This window comes from Roseateles agri (assembly GCF_034043675.1).
GTDB lineage: Bacteria > Pseudomonadota > Gammaproteobacteria > Burkholderiales > Burkholderiaceae_C > KK5.
On the sequence record NZ_JAXCLA010000006.1, the window covers coordinates 64157 to 86939 of the forward strand.

At 66.3% G+C, this 22783-nt stretch carries 17 protein-coding genes; 11 read left to right on the forward strand and 6 right to left on the reverse strand.

The annotated features are described in order from the left end of the window. Position 1: 1 nt before the first annotated feature. On the reverse strand, positions 2-2182 hold the full coding sequence (katG, locus tag SNE35_RS18475) for a catalase/peroxidase HPI (RefSeq protein WP_320424441.1): 2181 nt from the start codon (positions 2180-2182) through the stop codon (positions 2-4). Between the two features lie 266 nt (positions 2183-2448). Between katG and SNE35_RS18480 the strand changes: the two genes are divergently transcribed. Further along, the gene (locus SNE35_RS18480) at positions 2449-2823 is read left to right on the forward strand and encodes a hypothetical protein (RefSeq protein WP_320424443.1); all 375 of its coding nucleotides are present in this window, start codon (positions 2449-2451) and stop codon (positions 2821-2823) included. Between the two features lie 70 nt (positions 2824-2893). Here SNE35_RS18480 and SNE35_RS18485 read toward each other — a convergent pair whose 3' ends face one another. Beyond that, positions 2894-3526: an excisionase family DNA-binding protein gene (locus SNE35_RS18485; RefSeq protein ID WP_320424444.1), complete on the reverse strand. Its 633-nt coding sequence runs from the start codon at positions 3524-3526 to the stop codon at positions 2894-2896. Positions 3527-3646: 120 nt separating this feature from the next. Beyond that, positions 3647-4033, reverse strand: coding sequence for an Hpt domain-containing protein (locus tag SNE35_RS18490; RefSeq protein WP_320424445.1), 387 nt, complete (start codon positions 4031-4033; stop codon positions 3647-3649). Between the two features lie 206 nt (positions 4034-4239). On the opposite strand from SNE35_RS18490, the gene SNE35_RS18495 reads away from it, so the two are divergent. Next, positions 4240-6765, forward strand: coding sequence for a hybrid sensor histidine kinase/response regulator (locus SNE35_RS18495; protein WP_320424447.1), 2526 nt, complete (start codon positions 4240-4242; stop codon positions 6763-6765). 20 nt (positions 6766-6785) lie between these two features. Then, a complete protein-coding gene (locus SNE35_RS18500; protein WP_320424448.1) occupies positions 6786-7889 on the forward strand; it encodes an HD-GYP domain-containing protein in 1104 nt (367 codons plus the stop codon). Here the strand turns inward: SNE35_RS18500 and SNE35_RS18505 are convergent. After that, positions 7853-8830 (reverse strand): GlxA family transcriptional regulator, encoded by a 978-nt coding sequence (locus SNE35_RS18505; protein ID WP_320424449.1) that lies wholly within the window; start codon positions 8828-8830, stop codon positions 7853-7855. The genes SNE35_RS18500 and SNE35_RS18505 overlap by 37 nt on opposite strands. Before the next feature lie 131 nt (positions 8831-8961). Here SNE35_RS18505 and SNE35_RS18510 point away from each other — a divergent pair, with 131 nt between their 5' ends. Beyond that, positions 8962-9765 (forward strand): SDR family NAD(P)-dependent oxidoreductase, encoded by an 804-nt coding sequence (locus tag SNE35_RS18510; RefSeq protein ID WP_320424450.1) that lies wholly within the window; start codon positions 8962-8964, stop codon positions 9763-9765. A gap of 48 nt (positions 9766-9813) precedes the next feature. Here the strand turns inward: SNE35_RS18510 and acpA are convergent, their stop codons facing one another. Continuing rightward, a complete protein-coding gene (acpA, locus tag SNE35_RS18515) occupies positions 9814-11517 on the reverse strand; it encodes an acid phosphatase (protein WP_320424451.1) in 1704 nt (567 codons plus the stop codon). Between the two features lie 218 nt (positions 11518-11735). On the opposite strand from acpA, the gene SNE35_RS18520 reads away from it, so the two are divergent. The 3 genes from SNE35_RS18520 (at position 11736) to SNE35_RS18530 (ending at position 17099) form a co-directional block, all read left to right on the forward strand. Then, positions 11736-12980, forward strand: coding sequence for a cytochrome-c peroxidase (locus SNE35_RS18520; RefSeq protein ID WP_431312766.1), 1245 nt, complete (start codon positions 11736-11738; stop codon positions 12978-12980). 196 nt (positions 12981-13176) lie between these two features. Beyond that, positions 13177-16107 carry a di-heme oxidoredictase family protein gene (locus tag SNE35_RS18525; protein ID WP_320424453.1) on the forward strand — a complete coding sequence of 977 codons (2931 nt, stop codon included), beginning with the start codon at positions 13177-13179 and terminating at the stop codon, positions 16105-16107. Then, positions 16104-17099, forward strand: a complete 996-nt coding sequence (locus tag SNE35_RS18530; protein ID WP_320424454.1) for a glycoside hydrolase family protein — start codon at positions 16104-16106, stop codon at positions 17097-17099. The genes SNE35_RS18525 and SNE35_RS18530 overlap by 4 nt, the downstream gene beginning before the upstream one ends. Here SNE35_RS18530 and SNE35_RS18535 read toward each other — a convergent pair. Beyond that, positions 17096-18931, reverse strand: coding sequence for an ATP-binding protein (locus SNE35_RS18535; RefSeq protein WP_320424456.1), 1836 nt, complete (start codon positions 18929-18931; stop codon positions 17096-17098). The two genes, SNE35_RS18530 and SNE35_RS18535, sit on opposite strands and share 4 nt — an antisense overlap. A gap of 77 nt (positions 18932-19008) precedes the next feature. On the opposite strand from SNE35_RS18535, the gene SNE35_RS18540 reads away from it, so the two are divergent. From SNE35_RS18540 to SNE35_RS18555, 4 genes are all read left to right on the forward strand, one after another. Next, a complete protein-coding gene (locus SNE35_RS18540) occupies positions 19009-19425 on the forward strand; it encodes a hypothetical protein (protein WP_320424457.1) in 417 nt (138 codons plus the stop codon). 41 nt (positions 19426-19466) lie between these two features. Further along, entirely contained in the window at positions 19467-20087 is a 621-nt protein-coding gene (gene gmk, locus SNE35_RS18545) for a guanylate kinase (RefSeq protein WP_320424856.1), read from the forward strand. A 12-nt stretch (positions 20088-20099) separates the two neighbouring features. After that, positions 20100-20303: a DNA-directed RNA polymerase subunit omega gene (gene rpoZ, locus SNE35_RS18550; RefSeq protein ID WP_320424458.1), complete on the forward strand. Its 204-nt coding sequence runs from the start codon at positions 20100-20102 to the stop codon at positions 20301-20303. 199 nt (positions 20304-20502) lie between these two features. Beyond that, entirely contained in the window at positions 20503-22779 is a 2277-nt protein-coding gene (locus tag SNE35_RS18555) for a RelA/SpoT family protein (protein ID WP_320424459.1), read from the forward strand. Positions 22780-22783 lie beyond the last annotated feature (4 nt).

Below are 22783 nucleotides of genomic sequence, written 5' to 3' on the forward strand. Positions count from 1 at the left end.
GTCAGCGCAGGTCGAAGCGGTCCAGCTCCATCACCTTGTTCCACGCGGCGACGAAGTCACCCACGAACTTGCCCTTGGCGTCCGCGCTGGCATAGACCTCGGCGAGCGCGCGCAACTGCGCGTTGGAGCCGAACACCAGGTCCACGCGCGAGCCGGTCCACTTCACGGCGCCGGTCTTGCGGTCGCGGCCCTCGAAGGCCTCGGCGGCCGGCGAAGTGGGCGTCCAGGCGGTGGACATGTCGAGCAGGTTGACGAAGAAGTCGTTGCTCAAGGTGCCGGGCTTATCGGTGGACCGGCCCAGCTTGTCAGCACCCAGCACGCGCAGGCCGCCGATGAGCACCGTCAGCTCCGGTCCGGTCAAGGTCAGCAACTGCGCCCGGTCGATCAGCAGCGCCTCCGCCGGCACCGCGAAGCGCGCCTTCTGGTAGTTGCGGAAGCCATCGGCAGCGGGCTCCATCGGGGCGAAGGATTCGACGTCGGTCTGCGCCTGCGAGGCATCCATGCGGCCCGGGCGGAAGGGCACCGTCACCGGTTGGCCCGCATCGGCCGCCGCCTTCTCGACCGCGGCGGCACCGGCCAGCACGATCAGGTCGGCCAGCGAGATCTTCTTGCCGCCGGTCGCCTTGGCATCAAAAGCCTCGCGGATTGCTTCGAGCTTCGCCAGCACCTTCGCCAGTTGCTCGGGCTGGTTGACGGCCCAGTCCTTCTGCGGCGCCAGCCGGATGCGTGCGCCGTTGGCGCCGCCACGCTTGTCGGAACCACGGAAGGTGGAGGCCGAGGCCCAGGCGGTGGACACCAGTTCCGCCACCGTAAGACCCGAGGCGAGCACCTGCTGCTTCAACGCGGCGATGTCCTGCGCGTCCACCAGCGGATGGTTTACCGCCGGGATCGGGTCCTGCCAGATCAGTTCTTCGGCCGGCACCTCGGCGCCGAGGTAGCGGGCGCGCGGGCCCATGTCGCGGTGGGTCAGCTTGAACCAGGCGCGGGCAAAGGCGTCGGCAAACTGTTCCGGATGGGCGAGGAAGCGGCGCGAGATCTTCTCGTAGGCCGGGTCGACGCGCAGCGAGAGGTCGGTCGTCAGCATCGTCGGCAGGATGCGCTTCGAGGCATCGTGCGCATGCGGGATCGTGGCCGTGGCGTTCTTCGCGACCCACTGGTGCGCGCCGGCGGGGCTCTGGGTCAGCTCCCATTCGTAGCCGAACAGGTTCTCGAAGAAGTTGTTGCTCCACTTCGTCGGCGTGGTCGTCCAGGTAACTTCCAGGCCGCTGGTGATCGCATCGGCGCCGTGGCCCTTGCCGAAACTGTTGCCCCAGCCGAGGCCCTGGGCTTCCAGTTCGGCGGCCTCCGGGTCCGAGGACACATGGCTGGCCGGTCCTGCGCCGTGGGTCTTGCCGAAGCTGTGGCCACCGGCGATCAGGGCGACGGTTTCCTCGTCGTCCATGGCCATGCGGGCGAAGGTCTCGCGGATGTCCTGGGCGGCGGCCAGCGGGTCTGGATTGCCGTTGGGGCCTTCCGGGTTCACGTAGATCAGGCCCATCTGCACGGCGCCCAGCGGGTTCTCCAGCGTGCGGGTGCCAGGCTCGCCATCGGCGTAGCGCAGGTCGCCGCCGAGCCAGGTGGTCTCGCGGCCCCAGTAGACGTCGAGATCCGGCTCCCAGACGTCGGCGCGCCCGCCGGCGAAGCCGAAGGTCTTGAAGCCCATGGTTTCCAGCGCGACGTTGCCGGTCAGGATCAGCAGGTCGGCCCAGGAGATCTTCTGGCCATATTTCTGCTTGATCGGCCACAGCAGGCGGCGCGCCTTGTCGAGGTTCCCGTTGTCGGGCCAGCTGTTCAGCGGCGCAAAGCGCTGCTGGCCGCGGCCGGCGCCGCCCCGCCCGTCACCGACGCGATAGGTGCCGGCGCTGTGCCAGGCCATGCGAATGAACAGCGGGCCGTAGTGGCCGAAGTCGGCCGGCCACCAGTCCTGCGAGTCGGTCATCAGGGCGGCCAGATCCTTCTTGACGGCCGCCAGATCGAGGGTCTTGAACTCGGCGGCGTAGTCGAAGCCGCCGCCAAGCGGGTCGGATTTGTCGGAATGCTGCTGGAGGAGGTCCAGCCGCAGTTGTTTGGGCCACCAGTCACGGTTGGTGGTACCGCCGCCGGCGCCGGGGTTGAAGGGGCACTTCGCTTTTTCGCTTGCCATCACGGCCTCCTTGGGTTGGGAGGCCAAATTCTGTGCCAGCACCCCGGCCAAAGCGACTTGGAAAACTCAATCCCGGCGATAGCCGTCGGTCATGCTGCAGTGCATCATTCCTATTTCTTGAATGGTCACTTCAGAATTCCCTAGTGTTTACCCTCGGTCACAACTTGTACAGTTCAACCCATGGATGAAGCGTGTGCCGAGTCCAACAACAACCGGCTGCCAGACCTTCGAGGGACCCAGGCAGCCAATGTAAAGAGGATCGCATCATGAAGACCGTTCTGACCATCGCCGCCGCCCTGCTCTCCACCGCAACCCTGGTTGCCGCCTCGCCGGCCGAAGCAGCTCAAGGCTACGACCAATACCGCCGCGCCGTGCTCGGCGACACGACCGTCGCCTCGGCTGACGCCAACGTGCAAACCCGCGCCGTGCGCGTTCCCGGCTCCTACGCCCAGTACCTGATCAACAACGGCGCCGACAAGTCCGCCGCCCTGATCACTGCCGCCCACGCTGGCGAGCAACCGGTTCTGGCACAAGTCGCCGTGCAAGCGAAGCAACCGCGCCTGACCCCGGCACAAGCCTACGCCAAGTCGATCGGTAACGACGTGCGCGTCGCCAACGAAGCCGTGACCAGCGCCGAATAAGTTCAGCGCTAGAAGCGTAAAAAGCGCGAAGGCCGCCCAATCGGGCGGCCTTCGCTTTTTTGCGAGCAGTTCAGGGCAGTTTGGCTGCGGGAACCTGGGAGGGGGCGATCGCAGCGACAGCGCGCTGCAAGAGCCGAATGAAGGTTTCCGGATCGATCGGCTTCGGGATGAAGACGACACCTTCAGGAAAACTGCCCAGCGTTGCCAGTTCGGCCGGGGTCTGGCTGGAGACGGCAATCGTCACGCGGGGCTTGCTGGCGGGATCCGCCGTGAGGTGGCGCAGCATCTCGACGCCATTCATATGGGGCATGACGATGTCGGTCACCATCACGTCCGGCAGGGCCTGACGCACCGCCAGCAGCGCTTCGAAGCCGTTCTCGGCGGTCGTGATCTCCGCGCTGGGCAGCGAGGCCCCGACGAGTGCGGACAAGACGTCCCGGTCGTCGATGTTGTCGTCCACGATCATCACGCGCAGCCGGGAAGCCGGCGCCTGATCCGCTGTGGCCGGCCCCGACTGCGCCTTGATCAGCGCCTCGACGCTGGCAGCATCGATCCGACGATGCCCACCCATCGTCTTCCACGCTCGCAGATGACCGGAGTCCACCCAACGCTGGATCGTAGGTACGGACACATTCAGCCGACGCGCGACTTCGGCGGTGGAGTAGGAATCGCTGGGGACTGGAGCAGGTTGAGCAGGTTGCACAGGGGTGAATCTCTGCAAGGAGAACTAAGCGGGCCATGGCGGCGAACTGCCAGCGCTCATCATGGCACGATGCAGGACGATCACGCTCCGGTTCCGAGCTAGCGTGAGCAAAAGTGGTGCCTAGCCGCCGACATGTTTCCTGATTGATGCAATCGCGAGCGCGTGTTCGCGGCCAAAGACGCTCAGGCATTCTTCCACCCGCGCCGGCTCCTGCTTGAGTGCCTGCTGCAGCGCACGCGCCGCCTCGGAGAGCGCAGTTGCTCCCAGGGTTCCCGCGGTTGAAATCATCGAGTGGGCCATCATGGCTGAATCGGTCAGATCGCCGCCGAGCCACAGGCTGCGGATATCGTCGGGTACGGTGAGCCGCGTCGTCAGGAAACGATCCAGCAGGCGGCGGTACAGCTCGGCATTGCCCACGCATCGATGCAGGCCCAGCGAGAAAGAGACCGGCTCCTTGACCTCGGATTCCCCGAGCTCACCATTGAATCGCGCGTCGTGTGTAGTCATTCTTCCGCTTGCAGCCAAATAGGGGTCGAGGCTAGCCGCTTAAACACGACCCGTCGATAACGACCAAGCCGTCGCGAGCGTTGAATTTGATGCTATGTCAAAAATCGGTCGATTGGTAGCAATTGTTCGATTCTTTCTCCTTGTTCAATTTCGCATCTCCACGACACTGATTTGATCGCCCTTGCGGTCCGGGCGCGAGAATCAGCATGCGTTGGCGAAGCATCGGACTTAGGTTAAATACCGTTTTCATTGCGCTGATATCGACAGCGCTGGCCGCATTCGGTTGGCTCTCCTTCATCGACAGCAAGGATCGCCTCCAAACCCAGCTTGCTTCGCATCTTCGGAACGTCGAAGAACGCCTCTCGACCAGCCTGACGGAACCCATGTGGCACATGGACAGGGAGTCGGTGCAGCAGATCATCCAGGCGGAAATCGAGGCGCCGGTCGTACGAATCGTCGTTCGCCAGTCCGGAAAAGATCTTATCTACGCGCTATCGGATTCGGAAGCACCTCCGGAGCCGCCGCAAGAGCAGATCACGCGGAAGTTCACGGTGAGATTTGCCAACTCCGGACAGATTCTGAATCTCGCCGATGTCGAGATAGTCGCATCGCGCGCGGGATTCATCGAAGACCTGCAGCGCCTCTTCATTCGACGCGCCGTCGGAATATCCATTCTCATTGCCATATTGGCGCTGGCTCTCTCCTATACCCTTTATAGCCTTCTGCTGAAGCCGATGAGGATCTTGCAGAAAGCCCTCGAGGGCGCCGCACAGGAAGGTGGGGAGCGAACGCTCGCGGCATTGGCAGCCGCTCGAGACGACGAGTTGGGCGACCTGGTGCTCGGCTTCAACAAGATCGCCCAGCGCCTGTCCACGGACCTGGCCCGCCGCAAAGAGGCCGAACAGCAGTCCCGGCTGGCCTATGAGCAGCAACAGGTCCTGGTCTCGGCGCTCGAACAGAGCATGAATGAAGCAAAGGAGGCCTCACGCGCCAAATCGTCTTTCCTGGCGAATATGAGCCATGAGATACGGACGCCGATGAACGCCATATTGGGCCTGTCCCAGTTGATGCGCCAGTCGGACCTTGACCTGAAGCAGAGCCAGTATCTCGGGAAGATCCATCAGGCCGGGCAACACCTGCTGGGCATCATCAATGAAATTCTGGATTTTTCAAAGATCGAAGCCGGCAAGCTTAAAATTGAGCAAACCGACCTGGATCTCGATGGCGTTCTTGAGAACGTCTCAGCCCTTATTTCCGGAAAGGCGCAAGCCAAAGGCCTCGAACTGGTATTCGATGTCGCAAACGATGTGCCGCGCCAGTTGGTCGGAGATTCCCTGCGTCTCGGCCAGGTATTGATCAACTACGCGAACAACGCCGTGAAATTCACGGAGTGGGGGAAGATTTCAATCCTCGTGCGCGTGGAAAAACAATGGGGAGACACGGCCGTTCTCCGGTTCAGCGTGCAGGACACCGGCATTGGTTTGAGCCCCGAACAGATCGCGCGCCTGTTCCAGAGTTTCGAGCAGGCAGATACCTCGACGACACGGAAATTCGGCGGGACTGGGCTGGGCCTGGCAATCTGCAAGCGTCTGGCGGCGTTGATGGGCGGTGTGGTGGGGGTATCGAGCGAGTTAGGCCGGGGCTCCACGTTCTGGTTCACTGCGGAGCTTCGAACCCGCCGTTCGCCCTCGCGGAAACAATTTCTCGGGCCTGAAGCTCAGTCGATATCGCGCGAGCGCCTGCAGGGTCAACGGGTATTGCTGGTCGAAGACAACGAAATCAATCAGGAAGTGGCCAAGGGCCTGCTGTCCTCATTTGGCGTGCAGGTTGATATTGCATCCAATGGCCTGGAAGCGCTCTCGCAGGTCCGATCGGCGCAGTACGCGATAGTCTTCATGGACATGCAGATGCCGGTCATGGATGGAATCACGGCAGCGACAGAAATACGCAAGATCAGGTCGCTTGCAGGCATGCCCATCATCGCAATGACCGCAAACGTGCGGGCCGAAGATCGCGAACGTTGCCTGCAGGCTGGCATGGTCGATTTCGTTGCGAAACCGATCGATTCGGCCGATCTCCTACGCGCGCTGCTGCGGTGGACTGGCGTAAATTCAGTGCCCGAACCCGCGACGCCCACCGATACCGCTGGAGAACTGCAAATTCCCGGCCTGAATTCTTCGCAAGGCCTGAGCCGGGTTCTCGGGCGGATGGATCTCTACATCACCTTGCTGCGGAAATTCTCGGAAAACTACCGCGAAGAGATCGTCAACCACATCGATACGGCGATTGCCAAAGGCGACTTCCCATCTGCCGAGCGTCTGGCACACACGATCAAGGGCGTGGCAGGAAATATCGGCGCCGATGAGGTATCCAGGGCAGCGTCTGAACTCGAATCAGCCTTGCGCCATGATGAACAGAATCTCGGCGAGAAATTGACGGCCTTGCGCCGAGTGCTTGTGCCCCTGATTTCGGCTCTGGATCAGTATTTTTCTGAATCTGCACATCCGGACGACCGGCTCGCCCATCGAAATGAAAGCCAGGCCGATGTTGAAGAAGCCTTCAAGCGCCTGAAACAGCTTGTCGAGGACGACGACCCTTTTGCATCGAGTTGGATGGTTGAGCAGAAGAGCCAATTGGACAAGGCCCTGGGCGTGCGGTACGACCAGCTCAAAGAAGCACTTGACGATTTCGACTATGAAACTGCGGAAGACATTCTGAAATCTGCCTATTGATTCGGCCGCGGAGGGCGCGCATGGAAACCGGAAATACTGTGGAGATGCCGACGATCCTGGTGGTCGACGACACGCCGGACAATCTTCAGTTCATGAACGGGATACTTCAGTCCAGCTACAAGGTCAAAGTAGCGAACAGCGGGGAACGCGCGCTGAAGGTCCTGGAGCGCGGCCCCCTGCCCGATATCGTCCTGCTCGACGTCATCATGACGGGAATCGACGGCTACGAAGTCTGCCGGCAGATGAAGGCGAATCCCGCAACGGCGGCGGTCCCGGTGATCTTCCTAACGGCGCGAAACGAGGTCGAGGACGAAACCCGCGGCTTCGAGAGCGGCGCCGTCGACTACATCACCAAGCCCTTCATCGCCGCGGTGGTGCTGGCGCGCGTCAAGGCGCAGCTCGGGCTGAAGCGCATGGCGGACTTCCTGCGCGATCAGAACGATTTCCTGGAGGAAGAAGTCGGCCGGCGGACGCGCGAGGTTTCCGCGATCCAGGACGTCACCATCCTGGCCATGGCCTCCCTGGCGGAGACCCGTGATAACGAGACCGGCAACCACATCCGTCGCACGCAGCATTACGTCCGAGCGCTCGCCCTGAAGCTCCAGAAGGACCCGCGCTTTGCCCGCGAGCTTGGCGACAACACGATCTCGATGCTGTTCAAGTCGGCACCGCTCCATGACCTCGGAAAGGTCGGGATCGCCGACAGCATCCTGCTGAAGCCCGGCCGCCTCACCCCGGAGGAATTCGAGGTGATGAAAACCCACACAACCTTGGGGCGGGATTCCATCCAGCACGCCGAGGATTCGCTCGGGCTCCAGGTCGAGTTTCTCCAGTTGGCCAAGCAGATCGCCTATTCGCATCAGGAGAAATGGGATGGCAGCGGCTATCCGCAGGGTTTGAAGGGGCTCGACATCCCGCTCTCGGCCCGGCTGATGGCCGTCGCCGACGTCTACGACGCGTTGATCAGTGTCCGCGTCTACAAGCCGGCCATGAGCCATGAGGAGGCGGTGGACCTGATCGTCAAGGGCAGCGGCAGCCACTTCGACCCGGACCTGGTCGACGCCTTTATCGCCATCCAGGACGAATTTCAGGCCATCGCGCGCAAGTTCTCGGATGGTGACTGAGCAGGCCGTGCCTGCCGCCTAGCGGCTTGCGGCGGCACGCCGCAGTGGCGCACGAAGACTTCGCGGAGATGGCGCCGGTCGCGGAACCCGGTCTCGCGAGCAACCACATCCAGCGAATGCCGGCTCTGCTCGATCATCACCCGCGCGGCCTCGAGCCTCAGACCCTCCACGGCCTTGGCCGGCGGCAAACCCGTTTCCGCGACGAACACCCGGCTGAACTGGCGCGGGCTCAGCGCGGCGACCTCGGCAAGCGCCTCGACCGACAGCGGCTTCGCTAGGTTCAAGCGCGCATAGACGAGCGCCTTCTGGATGCGGTCGGACTTCGGTGACAGCTCCAGCATCTCGGAGTGCTGCGATTGCCCGCCGCTGCGCCGCTGCTGCATCACGAGCTTGTGGGCGACCGATCGCGCCACCGCCTCTCCCAGATCGTTCTCGACCATGGCGATCGCCAGATCCAGGCCGGCCGTCATGCCCGCGGAGGTCCATATCGATCCGTCGACGACGAAGATCCTGTCGCTGTCGACCTCCACATCGGGATAGCGGTCCGCCAGCGCGCGGGCGAAATGCCAGTGCATGGCAGAGCGGCGGCCGTTGAGCAGCCCCGCCTCGGCCAGCACGAAGCCGCCGGTGCAGATGCCGGCGATGCGGCGCGCCCGTGTCCCTGCCCGCCTCAGAAAGCGGATCACCTCTTCCGGCGCCTGCTGCTGCACCGGATCGCTGACCCCCGCCACGAACCACGTGTCCGCCTGGCTGATCGAGGTGAGCGGCCGCGCCATGACCTCCGCCCCCATCGAGGACTTCACCGCACCGCCGCCCGGCGCGAAGCTGGCGGTCTCGTAGTGCTCGCGGCCCAGGACGAAGTTGGCCATCTCGAACACGGCCTGGGTCCCGAGCGCAAGCAACTGGAATCCTTCGCTGATCACATAGCCGATGCGGTGCATGGTGCCATTCCTACGATTCCGATTCGAATGGCATGAATCATAACCATCTACGTCATTTACGCCATATGTCTTAATTTCTACCATAGACATACTTTCAGCCACTCGAGCCTTCGGGCTTCAAGGAAATCACCATGTCCGCTTCCCCTTCCCCACTCGGCACCGCCTTGATCACGGGCGCGTCCACAGGCATTGGCGCCGTCTATGCCGATCGACTCGCGCAGCGCGGCTACGACCTGATCCTCGTCGCACGCCAACGGAGTCGTCTCGACGTCCTCGCGGACCAGCTCGCCACGCGCTACGGGCGAAAGGTCGAATCGCTGGCGGCCGACCTGGCCGAGCCCGCCCAGTTGCTGCGCATCGAAGACCGGCTGCAACAGGACGCGAGCATCACGCTGCTGGTCAACAACGCCGGCATCGGCACCCACACCCCGCTGCTGGAGAGCAATGCCGACCAGATGACGCAGCTGCTGCAGCTGAACGTCGTCGCGCTGACGCGTCTGGCCTATGCGGCGGTGCCGGGCTTCATCGCTCGCGGCCGGGGCGCCATCGTGAACATCGCCAGCATCGTGGCGATCGCGCCCGAGCTGTTGAACGGCGTCTACGGCGGCAGCAAGGCCTTCGTGCTCGCCTTCAGTCAATCGCTGCATCACGAGCTCAGCAAGCAAGGGCTGCATGTGCAAGCCGTGCTCCCCGGCGCCACCGCCACCGATTTCTGGGCCCTCGGCGGCCGGCCAGTCGAGCACCTGCCCAAGGAGATCGTGATGAGCGCCGAGGACATGGTCGACGCCGCCCTGGTCGGCTTCGACCGCGGCGAACTCGTCACGATCCCGGCGCTGCGCGACGAGTCCCAGTGGCAGGCGTTCGAGGCTGCGCGGCAGTCGATGTTCAACGAGCTGTCGCGCAGCACGCCGGCCCCTCGCTACGCGAAGGCCTGAAAGAAAAACAGCACCCGAGGGTGCTGTTTTCTCCTTACCGCAGCGCTATCACTGCGGATTCTGCGTCAGGTCCAGCGCATTCACCAGGTCGCCCATCGCCTGACCGCCTGCGGCCTTGAGGGCCGTGTCGCGTGTGGCCAGGCCCGGCAGCGTGTCCAGGCCGAAGCGGCGCGAGATCAGGCGCAGCACCGAAGCGGTGTCGTACTGCGTGTGGTCCACGGTGCCCTTCTTCGAGTACGGCGAGATGATCAGCGCCGGGATGCGGGTGCCGGGGCCGAGCTTGTCGCCCTTCGGCGGGGAGACGTGGTCCCACTGGCCGCCGTTTTCGTCGTAGGTGATCACGATGACCATGTTCTTCCACTGCGGGCTGGCCTGCAGCTTGGACACCAGGTCGGCGATCTTCTGATCGGCGTTGACGATGTTGGCGTAGCCCGGGTGCTGGTTGTACAGGCCTTCGGGCTTGTAAAAGGTCACGGCGGGCAGCTTGCCGGCGGCGGCATCGGCCACCAGGTCCGTGTAGTCCTTCATGTGCGTCGCACGATCGGCGGCGTGGGTGGCCGGATCCATGTTCGCGTAGAAGTTGAACGGATGGTGGTGGGTCTGGAAGTCCACCGCAGCCGTCGTCGCCACGCCGTTGGCGTTGCCGGCGTAGATGACGCCGCGCGGCGCCGTCGGGGCCTGCATGCCGTCCTGCAGCGCAGCGTTCCACGAGCCGGCGTACCAGGCCCAGCTGATGTTCTTGCCGGTCAGCAGGTCGCCGATGTTCTTCTGCGTCTGCGGCGGCAGCGTGGTGTTCTTGGTGGTGTCGGCGTACAGGGCGTCGTTGCCGGTGATGTCAGCCGGGGCGTTGCCGCTGGGCTGGTAGGCCGGCTGCATCGTGTTGACCGCGTAGAACTTGCCGTCGCCGAAGTAGTTGGCCGGCGTGATGTTGCCGGTCATCAGCACCGGAGCGCCGTCCAGTGCCGAAGCCTTGGAGGTCGAGGCCACGGTGAGGCGGCTCGTGTAGCTGCCGTCGGCGTTCTTGTCGACGACGTTCAGCGTCGGCTTGGCGGCGGCCGTGTCGGCGTTCGGGTACTCAGGCGCGCAGGCGCAGATCAGGTACTGGTGGTTCAGGAAGGAACCGCCGAACGCGCCCTGGAAGAAGTTGTCGGCCAGCGTGTACTGCTGCGCGAGCTTGTACAGCGGCGAGGCGCTGTAGTCGAAGTAGCCCATCACCAGGCCGCCGGAGTCGGCCCAGGCGGCGAACATGTCGTTCTTGCCGCCGTTGATCTGCATCTGGTTCTCGAAGAAGCGGTGGTACAGGTCACGCGTGACCACGCTGCCGTCGATGGTGGCATTGGCGCTGGTCTTGAAGGCCGTGCCGATGTTGAACGGCGAGTTCGCGAGGCCGGCGCTCTGCGCCTGCGTCACGGTCACGCTGCTGCCCGCGGCGGTCACGCCACCCCAGGTCGGCGGCAGGGTGGCCAGCGTCGTGGTGCCGTCGCGGTCCTTCTGGGGCACGTAGGCCGCCAGCGGCTTGCCGGTCGAGTCGACCACGGCGCTCAGGCCGTTGGCGTTGGGGAAGTTGCCGTACAGATTGTCGAAGGCGCGGTTTTCGGCGTAGATCACGACGATGTTCTGCACCTTGGCCTGCAGCACGTTCGTGGTGTCTTGGGGGGTCAGCGTGTCGTCGCCGAAGCAACCGCCCAGGGACAGCAGCGAAGCGAGCGCGACCGGCGTCAGCAGCGCGGTCATGCGAAGAGATTTTTTCATGGGGTCCTGCCAGGATCGATGAATGAAAACGGTGTGGACAACTCGTACACCTTTTCCAGTTTGCAAACGCTCCGTGACAATGCCGAGACGGTCCGGATCAGGTGTTGCACCAAGCGCACGCCGGCCTGCACGGTTCGTCATCGGATCGTCATCGTTGCTCGCTACGCTGACGCGGGTACCGCGCCTATGGCGCCTTCGCCATAGCTGCCCCGACCCCTGTGATCCGCCGTCTTCTCATCGCCCTCGTTTCGGTCCTTTCCGCCGCCGCACCTGTCGCCCATGCCGCCGAATGGCGCGTCGTCGCCAACGAGGCCAAGCCCGCGCCCTTCTACGCCACACCGTTCGAGCGCCGCGCCAGCGCGCAGGAACTCACCGAACTCGGCCGCACCCTGTTCTTCGACCGCGCGCTGTCCGCCTCCGGGCGCCTCGCCTGCGCCTCCTGCCACGACCCGTCGCACGCCTACGGCCCGCCGAACGCACTGGCCGTGCAACTGGGCGGGCCGGACGGCCGGCAGCCAGGCGTGCGCGCCGCGCCATCGCTGATGTACCGGCAGACCACGCCGCCCTTCGCCGAGCACTTCTTCGACAACGACGGCAACGACAGCGTCGACCAAGGCCCCACCGGCGGCTTCGCCTGGGACGGCCGCGCCAGCTCCGCGCACGACCAGGCCGAGGCGCCGCTGCTCTCGCCCTTCGAGATGGCCAACACCGATCGCCGCGCGGTGATCACCCGCCTGGCGCAATCGCCCTCCGCCAATGCCATGCGCGCGGCCCTGGGCCCACACGTGTTCGACAGCCCGATGCTGGCCTGGAACGGCCTCGTGCTGGCGCTGGAGGTGTTCCAGCAGAACCCGGCGGACTTCTCGCCCTACCGCAGCAAGTACGACGCCTTCCTGCGCGGCCAGACCAAGCTCAGTCCGGCCGAGACGCGCGGCCTGGCGCTGTTCAACGACCCGACCAAGGGCAACTGCGCCGCCTGCCACATCAGCGTCGTCAAGCGCGGCGCCTTCCCGCTGTTCACCGACATGGGCCTGATCGCGCTGGGCGTGCCGCGCAACCCGGCCATCCCGGCCAACCGTGATCCGCACTTCATCGACCTCGGCCTTTGCGGTCCGCTGCGCACCGACCTGCGCGATCACCCGGAGTACTGCGGCCTGTTCAAGACGCCATCGCTGCGCAACGTCGCCACCCGCAGCGTGTTCTTCCACAACGGCGCCATGAAGACGCTGGAAGATGCCGTGCGCTTCTATGTGCAGCGCGATACGCAGCCGGCGCGCGTCTATCCGCACGATGCCCGCGGCCACGTCCGCAAGTACGACGACCTGCCCGCGGCCAGCCATGGCAACGTCAACACCGAGCCGCCCTTCGGCGGCAAGCCCGGCGACAAGCCGGTGCTGAGCGCCGCGGAGATCGCGGACGTGGTCACCTTCCTGAAGACGCTGACCGACCTGCCCGCACGCTGAACTCGCGCTGACTTCGCGCTGACTTCGCACCAGGCGACGCGCGGCCGCGACGGTCCGCGCCATGTTCGTGACGTATTCGTAACCAGTGGTCAACAGGGCTTAAGTCCGAGGGCCTGGTGTCGCCTTTCCCCTGCGGGAGTGCGGCAGGATGCACGCCCTTGCGTGCCTGCGTCACACGAACAACAAAGAAACGAACATGCAGAAAAAGAGCATCAGCCTTCCTCCGCTGCCCAGCATCGCCGCACTGATCGCCGCCGCGGCCCTGGCCGCCTGCGGCGGGGGAGGCGGCGCGGGCTCCAGCCCGGCCGACCAGCCCGCCGCCCCGCCGCCGGCACCGCCGTCGGCGCCGGCCTCGTCCCCCACGGTCGATCCGGTGCTGGAACCGCCGCCGGTGAGCGTGCCGGTGGACCTGCCAACGGGTTCGCCTGCGGCCACGCCGCCACTGCCGCCCGCGCTGCAGTTGCCGGCCGGTGTCGACGTCAGTCAACCGGGAGCGCCGGTCAAGGTCGCCACGGCGAGTTCCTCAGCCATCGAGGGCGCCTATCGCGCCGACCTGGCCATCGACGGCGACCTGGGCACGCGCTGGTCCAGCGCGCAGGACGACGCCGCATGGATCCAGTTCGACTTCGGCGCCAAGACCCAGCTCGGCTACCTGAAGCTGTCCTGGCAGGACGCCTACGGCAAGGAGTTCGCGCTGCAGGGCTCGGACGACGGCCAGACCTGGTACCTGATCCGCTACGTGACGAACGGCCAGGGCGGCACGCAGGAGTTCTTCAACCTGAACGCCAACGTCCGCTACGTGCGCCTGCAGGGCGTGGCGCGGGCCACGCAGTATGGCTACTCTCTGCTCGAAGTGGCCTTCAAGTCACCAGGCAGTGACAACACGCTGCCGGTGCTCTCGACGACCGCGCTGGCCTTCCCCGCCAACGGCTCGGCGCTCGCTCCGCCGGCCGCGGCACAGGCGCCGCTGGAGACGGTGCAGTTCACCCTGCCCGACGGCACCCTCGTCACCCGCTTCGGCATGGTGGGCCGCTCGCGCCACGGCCGCGAGCGCGGCGAGGACTGGAACGAAATCGGCTTCGGCGTCAACGACACCGTCGACGCGAACGGCAACCCGCAGGACAAGGGTCCGGGCGCCTATCTGAACTTCGTCGCCAACTACTTCAAGAACCGCACCTGGGGCGTCGAGTTCATCGACAACAGCCGGGTGGCCGGCGTCACCAAGCCGACGATCGTCGTCAACCAGTACTACCAGCAGGCGCAGAAGGGCGGCGGCCAGTCCTTCTTCCGCCGCTTCGACGAACCGACGGTGACCGGCTACGGCTGGATGTCCCCCGGAGACCTGCTGGACGACTCCACCTACAGCCAGGGCCAGCAGGACATCGCCGCCTGCGGCGTCGTGCCCAAGCCGCCGCAGACCGCGCTCGCCACGCCGGGCGCCGGCTACATGGGCGTGAAGTACGCCAACGACGGCTGCAGCGTCGTGCTGGACAACGTGCCCGGCTACAACGCGCTGTCGGCCAACGCCAACGGCGTGATGGTGCCCAACGGCACGAACGTGGCCTCGCGCGCGCTGAAGGTCGGCGACGCGATCGAGTTCACCGGCTCCTTCTTCTCCACCCGCGCGGCCATGGACGCGGTCGGCGACAGCGGCGCCGTGCGCTACTACACCAACGAGGTGACCTACGTCGTCGGCACCGGCCTGCGCCCCTGGTATGGCGTGCAGCCGCGCCTGCTGAACGCGCCGCTGCCGGACGAGACGCTGCAGGGCGGTACCGGCTCCGTCTCCTACGATTACGCGGACAACTCGACGTTCATGTTCCAGCAGCCGAACAGCCAGATCGGGATGCAGAACATGCAGCGCTTCGTCGAGGGCCGCCGCTGGGTCCACACGAATATGTGGACCGGCGACCACAACGAGACCGGCAACGACCGCAATGTGGACGCCGTGGGCCTGCAGGGTGCGCACTTCAACCAGTCGTCCTGCTTTGCCTGCCACATCGGCAACGGCCGCAGCCTCGCGCCCAGCACGATCAACCAGCGCCTGGACACGATGGCCGTGCGCACCGCGACGACGGACGCCAACGGCAAGCAGGTGCCGCATCCGATCTACGGCGTCACCGTGCAGATGAACGCGCGCTCGCTCGCCAGCGGCACGGCGCAGGACTGGGGCACCAGCGTGCGCGTGGCGGGCTTCGACGTGAAGACTGTGACGCTAAACGACGGCAGCACCGTCGAGCTGAGCAAGCCGCGCGTCGCTTTCGACGGCCCGACGCCCAGCGTGTTCTCGCTGCGCAGCGCGCAGCCGATGATCGGCATGGGCCTGCTCGAAGCCGTGCCCGACGCCGACATCCTGGCCCGCGTGCGCAGCAGCCCCGATGCCGATGGCGTCAAGGGCACCGCCAACTACGCCTATGACCCCGAGACCGGCGCCGTGCGGCTGGGGCGCTATGGCTGGAAGGCCTCCAAGGTCAGCCTGCGCCACCAGGCCTCCGCGGCGGCGCTGCTGGACATGTCGGTGACGAGCCCGCCCTACCCCAACCGCGATTGCCTGAGCGGCAAGTGCACGCCGTCCAAGGTGGAGAAAGGCCTCACCGAGGACGAGCTGACCCTGGTCACCCGCTACCTGAGCCTGCTCGCCGTGCCGGCACAGCGCAGCCTGGCCAGCGGTTTCCCGAAGGGCGTGTCGCCGCTGGCCGCCCTCGACGTGAACCCGACCCAGGTTGCCGCGGGCGCCCAGATCTTCCAGGACAACCGCTGCACCGCCTGCCACGTGGCCTCGATGAAGACTGGCGGCACTTCCGAGTTCGCCGAGCTGCGCAACCAGCTGATCAAGCCCTACACCGACCTGCTGCTGCACGACATGGGCCCCGACCTGGCCGACAACTTCGTCGAAGGCCAGGCCAGCGGCAGCATGTGGCGCACCTCGGCGCTCTGGGGCATCGGCTACACCGAACGCATCCCCGGCAGCACCGGCAAGGTCGGCTACCTGCACGACGGCCGGGCCCGCACGCTGACCGAAGCCATCATGTGGCACGGCGGCGAAGCCACCACCAGCCGGCAGCGCTTCGAGGCGCTGTCCGCGGCCGACCGCGCCGCGCTGATCGCCTTCCTGAAATCGCTATGAAACCGACCCTCGATCATTCGCGTCGCCGCCTGCTGCTGGCGGCGGGTTTCTCGCCGCTGGCGGCGACGGTGCTCTCCGCCTGCGGCGGCGGGGGTGGCGGTGCCGATGCCTCAGGCCCGGCGCCGGCCGCTCCATCGCCGGGGCCTGGGCCCGCATCACCTCCTCCGCCACCTCCTCCGCCACCTCCTCCGCCGCAGCCCCCGGCCCCTCCCGCGCCGAAGAGCGCCAAGCGCGGCATCGCCTACGACCTCGCCACGCCCGAGGATCTGCAGGCGATGTCACCCGGCGTGAGCTGGTGGTACGACTGGGGCCAGAAGCCCAACGGCGGCGTGCCGACGGACTACGCCGCTCGCTTCGGCATGGACTTCGTCCCGATGCTGTGGCGCGACTTCACCGCGTCGGACATCGAGGCCTATCTGGCCGCCAACCCCGGCATCAAGTACCTGCTGCTCCTCAACGAGCCCAACCTGACGGACCAGGCCAACCTGACGCCCGACGCCGCCGCGCAGCTGTGGCCGCAGTACGAGGCGGTCGCCGCGAAGACGGGCGTCAAGCTGGTCGGCCCGGCGATCACCTGGGGCACGATGGCCGGCTACAGCGATCCGGTCGTCTGGCTCAATGCCTTCTATGAGGCGTATGCCAACGCCAACGGCGGCCGCTTTCCGCAGATCGACTACCTCGCCTTCCACTGGTACGACTACGGCCTGAAAGACCAGCTCGACCGCCTGCTGAAATACGGCAAGCCCTTCTGGGTCACCGAGATGGCGAACTGGCACACCGGCGACGGCAGCGCGCAGATCGACACGGTGGCCAAGCAGAAGGACCAGATGGCCGAGATGGTGGCGCTGTGCGAGGGCCGGGCCGACGTGTTCCGCTACGCCTGGTTCACCGGCCGCTGGAACAACGACGTCCACTTCACCAGCCTGCTCGGCGCCAACGGCGAGCTGACGGAGCTGGGGCAGTACTACCTGAGCCTGCCCTTCCAGAGCTAGAGGTCGACGGGCCGCAGCAGGCGCAGCAGCACCTGTTCCACGGCCTCGTACTCGACCGGCTTCACCAGGTGGGCATCGAAGCCCGCCGCCGCGGTGTCGACCCGGTCGGGCTGCGGGCCCCACCCCGAGATCGCGACCAGGGCGAGTGGCAGCGGCCCGGCAGCCTCGCGCAGGCGCCGGGCGAGCTCGATCCCCGAGATGTCGGGCAGGCCGATATCCAGCAGGGCGGCGCGCACGGGACTCTGTTCGCAGGCCCGCAAGGCATCGGCCCCGCAGTAGGCCACGCTCACGTCGAAACCGGCCTGCCGGAGCGCCTCCGCCAGCATGTCGGCACCGTCGACGTTGTCGTCGACGACCAGCACGCGCGTGCCCTGGATCGTCGCGCTCGCTACCGGCGCGTCCAGCGCCTGGCGCGGCAACGCGACGCGCCGGGTCAGCGGCAATCGCACGGTGAAGCGGCTTCCCTTGCCGCCGCCGGCGTCGCCCACCTCGATCGTGCCGCCGTGCAGTTCCACGAGCCGCCGCGACAGGGCCAGGCCGATGCCCAGCCCGGCCGGGGCCGACGCACCGGCATCGACCCGGGTGAACATGTCGAAGATCCGCGCACGCTGCGCCGGTGCGATGCCGATGCCCGTGTCGGAGACCGACAAGACCGCCTGCCCCGCCTCGGCCGCCACGCTGACGCTCACTTCCCCCGGGCCGGTGCTGTACTTGGCCGCGTTGTCGAGCAGATTCACCAGCACCTGCTGCAGCCGCGTCGTGTCGCCCTCGACCCACACCGGCTCCGCCGCAGTCTCCAACTTCACGAGCTGATCGCGCGCCTCCAGCGCCGGCGCGGCGGACTGGATGGCCTGCGCGGCGGCCTCGCGCAGGTCGAGCGGCTGGAGCTGCAGCACGATCGCGTCGCGCGTGATCCGTCCGATGTCCAGCAGGTCGTCCAGCAGCCGAGCCATGTGCGCCGACTGGCGGGCGATGATGTCGAGCGCGCGATCGCGCTGCTGGGCGGACGGCGCATGCCGGAGCATCGCCACCGCGTAGCGGATCGGCGCGATCGGGTTGCGCAGCTCATGGGCCAGGGTCGCCAGGAAGGCATCCTTGTTGAGCCCTTCCTGGCGCAGGCGTTGCTGGGCCTCGGCGAGGTCGCTCACGTCCACGGTCACGCCGGAGATCTGCACGGCCCGGCCCCGCGGGTCGGTCATCACGATGGCGTCGGTCTTCGCCCAGACCACCGCGCCGTTGTCCTTGCGCAGCATCCGGCAGGTGAAGCTCAGCGGGCCGCCCATCAACAGCGACGCATCGCAGGCGCGGCGCACCTCGTCGAGGTCTTCGGGATGCACGGAGGCAAGCATGTCCTCCATGCTGGCCCATGACGCGCCGAAGAACTGCGCCGTGCCGCCGGCCACGGAGCCGTCGCCCGAACCGGGTTTCCAGTCCCAGGTGACCATGCGCCCCGCCGACAGCGCCATACCCAGTCGCCGCCGGCTCAGCCGCTCGCTCCTCATCAGCTCGCCCACCCAGGCGGACACGAAGGCGACCAGCGCGCCCGATGCCAGGAACACCGCCATCAGGATCAGGTCGGACACGCGCCGGATCGGCCAGACCTCGCCGATCGGCTCGATCCAGTAGTAGAGGATCGCGATGCATGAGGCCGCGAGCAGCACCAGGGCCGGCCGCGCGCCGCAGAACAGCCCCACGAAGACCAGCGGCGGGAAGAACGGCAGCAAGGGCGCGCGCCCTTCCAGCTGCGGTTGCAGCAGCATGTTCGTGCCCACGGCCGTCAGGAAGGCCAGCACGGTCACGAGCCACCTGAGCCATGGCCGTTCGAGGATCATCCGAGCCCCCGCTCCCTTGTGTCTACCTTTTGCGTATCCCCACGGCACTGTAGCGGCATGCGCCGACAATGCAGCCCATGGACGATCCGAACCGCAAGCAATTGCATCTGCAGGACCTGATCGCGCTGGCGGCGGCGCGAAATCCCGGCGAAGCCTGCGCCGCCTGTGCAGCCCTCGTCTGCCTGGGCTGGGAGTCGCTGCCCGGCGGCTTCGACACCTCGGGCCTGGTGCGGGTCGGCACGCTGCGGCAGACGGATGATGATGAAGAGCCGACGCTGGAGGAATACCACCCGCGCGGAACGCGCAACTGGTCCGCCGACGCCCCGATCGCCCCGGCCTTCTTCCCGTACAACCGCTGCGACGCCTGGCAGTGCCGGACCTGCGCCCGCCCCTTCCTGCGCTACACCGAATACGGTGGCTACTACCAGGACGAGCGGATCCGCGAACTGCAGGCCGCGCTGCTCGACGATGCCGTGCCTGGGGGCAAGGGATAATCGGGGCCGTGGGTCCGTCCCAGAACAAGCAATCACCGAACATGGAATACCCCGGCAATCTCTTCGTCGTCGCCGCGCCCAGCGGCGCCGGCAAATCCACCCTCGTCAAGGCGCTGCTGGAGCTGGACGCCAAGCTGGACGTGTCGATCTCCCACACCTCGCGCCAGCCGCGCGGCCAGGAGCAGCATGGCCGCGAATACTGGTTCATCAGCGCGGACGAGTTCAACGGGATGGCCGCGCGCGGCGAGTTCTTCGAGTGGGCGCAGGTCCACGGCAACCTCTACGGCACCTCGCGCGCCGCCATCGAGGAACGCATGGCGCACGGCGACGACGTCGTGCTGGAGATCGATTTCCAGGGCGCGCTGCAGATCAAGAAGCTGTTCCCCTACGCGGTGCTGATCTTCATCCTGCCGCCGTCCTGGGAGGAGCTGATGTTGCGCCTGAACCGCCGCGGCGACACCGCGCCGGACGTGATCGCCGAGCGCATGTCCAACGCGCGCGAGGAAGTCGCCCAGGCCCGGCACTTCGATTTCGTCGTCGTCAATGCAGTCTTCGAGACCGCTCTTTTCGATCTGAAATCGATCGTCCACGCACAACGGCTAAAATACGCGGCTCAGCGCCGAAACCGCTCCGCCGTTTTCCGCGCCCTCGATCTGCCCTGAAGGAACACCACAATGGCCCGCATCACCGTCGAAGACTGCCTGACCAAGATCCCGAACCGCTTCCAGCTGGTGCTCGCCGCGACCTACCGCGCCCGCATGCTGAGCCAGGGCCACGCCCCCAAGATCGAAAGCAAGAACAAGCCCGGCGTGACCGCGCTGCGCGAAATCGCCGCCGGTGAAGTCGGTGTCGAGATGCTGCGCAAGGTGCCGGTCTAAGTACCAGCTTCGGGCCTCATCCCCCCGCTCACGGGCGCCTTCGGGCGCCCGTTGTCGTTTGGGCCGAGCGCCGGGCCGCTCCCAAGCCGGCCCACCTGACGATGTGCTTGCGGCTCGATGCCGCAAGTATCGTCGCCCCCTCTGGGGGCGGATCAGGGTACTCCCTGGGCCGGGGGCATATTTCAGTTAACCTTCCGGGATGGGACTTCGATCATTTGCCGCCGCTCGCCTGCCTGCCGCCTTGTCCGGGCTGTCGGGTTTCCGCGCGAGCGAGCCGGCCGAACCGACGGTGGCCGAGGCCGCCTCGTTCGACGCGCTGGTCCCGCGCTTGAACTACCTGCCCAAGGCCGACGTCAAGCGCATCCGTGAGGCCTACAAGTTCGCCGACGAGGCCCACCTGGGCCAGATGCGCAACAGCGGCCTGCCCTACATCACGCACCCGATCGCCGTGGCCGGCATCTGCGCCGAATGGCGGCTCGACGCCCAGGCCATCATGGCCGCACTGCTGCATGACACGATCGAGGACTGCGGCGTCACCAAGGCCGAGCTGATCGAGCGCTTCGAGGCGCCCACGGCCGAACTGGTCGACGGTCTGACGAAACTGGACAAGCTGCAGTTCTCGACCAAGGAGGAATCGCAGGCCGAATCCTTCCGCAAGATGCTGCTGGCGATGGCGCGCGACGTGCGCGTGATCCTGATCAAGCTCGCCGACCGCCTGCACAACATGCGCACGATGGACGCGATGCAGCCGGTCAAGCAGCGCCGCATCGCCCGCGAGACGCTCGACATCTACGCCCCGATCGCCCACCGCCTGGGCCTGAACCAGATCTACCGCGAACTGCAGGAGCTCTCGTTCAAGTTCAACTACCCCTGGCGCCACAGGGCGGTGGAGAAGGCCGTAGCCAAGGCGCGCGGCAACCGGCGCGACCTGGTCTCGCGGATCGAGCAGGACGTGCGCAAGGCCTTCACCGAGTTCGAGGTGCCCTGCGAGATCCAGGGCCGCGAGAAGACGCTGTATTCGATCTACAAGAAGATGAAGGACAAGCACCTGAGCTTCGCCCAGGTCAGCGACATCTTCGGCTTCCGCATCATCGTCGGCGACCTGCCCACCTGCTACCTGAGCCTGGGCGTGCTGCACCAGCTCTACAAGCCGCAGCCGGGCCGCTTCAAGGACTACATCGCGATCCCCAAGCCCAATGGCTACCAGTCGCTGCACACCACGCTGGTGAGCCCGCTGGGCACGCCGGTGGAGTTCCAGATCCGCACCGAGGCCATGCACATGGTGGCCGAGAAGGGCGTGGCCGCGCACTGGATGTACAAGACCGGCCCCAACGCCCAGAGCGCCCAGCAGCTCGGTGCGAACTGGCTGCAGTCGCTGATCGACATCCAGGACGAGACGCGCGACGCCAACGAGTTCCTCGAACACGTCAAGATCGATCTCTTCCCCGACGCCGTCTACGTGTTCACGCCCAAGAGCAAGATCATGGCCCTGCCCAAGGGTGCGACGCCGGTGGACTTCGCCTACGCGATCCACTCCGACGTCGGCGACCACACGGTGGCCGCCCAGGTCAACGGCGAACCGGTGCCGCTACGCACCGAGCTGCACAGCGGTGACGTCGTCGAGGTGATCACCGCGCCCGGCGCGCGGCCCAACCCGGCCTGGCTCAGCTTCGTGCGCACCGGCCGCGCACGCTCGAAGATCCGCCACTTCCTGAAGAACCTCGAGCAGGACGAATCGCGCGGCCTGGGCGAGAAGATGCTGGCCCAGGCGCTGCGCGCGGAGGGCCTGGCGCTGCCGAGTCTCAACGACGAGGACTTCGAGGCCGCCCAGCTCTGGCAGCAGCTCGCCCGCTGGGCCGGCAACCGGCATGTGGACGAGTTGCTGGTCGAGGTCGGCATGGGCCGCAAGATCGCCTCGATCGTCGCCAAGAAGCTGGCCCGCATGCTGGCCGAACAGGGCCAGCGGCCGGACGCCGTGATGCTCAGCATGGGCCGCTTCGCCACCGACGACGCACCGGCCCAGGGCTCGGTAACGATCGACGGCAGCGAAGGCGCCTCGGTCCGTCTCGCCCCCTGCTGCCGGCCGATCCCCGGCGACGAGGTCAAGGGCTACCTCGGCCGAGGCGAAGGCCTGGTCGTGCACACGGCCGAATGCTCGGTCGGCAAGCGCCTGTTCCAGCGCGACAGCGAGCACTGGATCGCGGTGAACTGGGCGGAAGAGCTGACCCGCTCCTTCGAGGCCGCCATCTCCGTCATGCTGCACAACGGCAAGGGCGTGCTGGCCCAGGTCGCCTCCGCCGTCAGCGCCGCCGAAGCGGACATCACCCATATCTCGATGGGCGAGGAACCGCAGAACGGCAAGGACGCGGAGATGAACCTGCTGCTGTCGGTGCGCGACCGGCTGCACCTGGCCGACGTGCTGCGCACCTTGAACCGCTCGCCGGCGGTGCGGCGCGCGAAGCGGGTCAAGCCCTGACCGG

Bases quoted from the DNA above. Each gene is read 5' to 3' on its own strand.
- katG (WP_320424441.1), bottom strand. From the start codon at position 2,182: ATGGCAAGCGAAAAAGCGAAGTGCCCCTTCAACCCCGGCGCCGGCGGC.
- SNE35_RS18480 (WP_320424443.1), top strand. From the start codon at position 2,449: ATGAAGACCGTTCTGACCATCGCCGCCGCCCTGCTCTCCACCGCAACC.
- SNE35_RS18490 (WP_320424445.1), bottom strand. From the start codon at position 4,033: ATGACTACACACGACGCGCGATTCAATGGTGAGCTCGGGGAATCCGAG.
- SNE35_RS18495 (WP_320424447.1), top strand. From the start codon at position 4,240: ATGCGTTGGCGAAGCATCGGACTTAGGTTAAATACCGTTTTCATTGCG.
- SNE35_RS18500 (WP_320424448.1), top strand. From the start codon at position 6,786: ATGGAAACCGGAAATACTGTGGAGATGCCGACGATCCTGGTGGTCGAC.
- SNE35_RS18505 (WP_320424449.1), bottom strand. From the start codon at position 8,830: ATGCACCGCATCGGCTATGTGATCAGCGAAGGATTCCAGTTGCTTGCG.
- SNE35_RS18510 (WP_320424450.1), top strand. From the start codon at position 8,962: ATGTCCGCTTCCCCTTCCCCACTCGGCACCGCCTTGATCACGGGCGCG.
- acpA (WP_320424451.1), bottom strand. From the start codon at position 11,517: ATGAAAAAATCTCTTCGCATGACCGCGCTGCTGACGCCGGTCGCGCTC.
- SNE35_RS18525 (WP_320424453.1), top strand. From the start codon at position 13,177: ATGCAGAAAAAGAGCATCAGCCTTCCTCCGCTGCCCAGCATCGCCGCA.
- SNE35_RS18530 (WP_320424454.1), top strand. From the start codon at position 16,104: ATGAAACCGACCCTCGATCATTCGCGTCGCCGCCTGCTGCTGGCGGCG.
- SNE35_RS18535 (WP_320424456.1), bottom strand. From the start codon at position 18,931: ATGATCCTCGAACGGCCATGGCTCAGGTGGCTCGTGACCGTGCTGGCC.
- SNE35_RS18540 (WP_320424457.1), top strand. From the start codon at position 19,009: ATGGACGATCCGAACCGCAAGCAATTGCATCTGCAGGACCTGATCGCG.
- gmk (WP_320424856.1), top strand. From the start codon at position 19,467: ATGGAATACCCCGGCAATCTCTTCGTCGTCGCCGCGCCCAGCGGCGCC.
- rpoZ (WP_320424458.1), top strand. From the start codon at position 20,100: ATGGCCCGCATCACCGTCGAAGACTGCCTGACCAAGATCCCGAACCGC.
- SNE35_RS18555 (WP_320424459.1), top strand. From the start codon at position 20,503: ATGGGACTTCGATCATTTGCCGCCGCTCGCCTGCCTGCCGCCTTGTCC.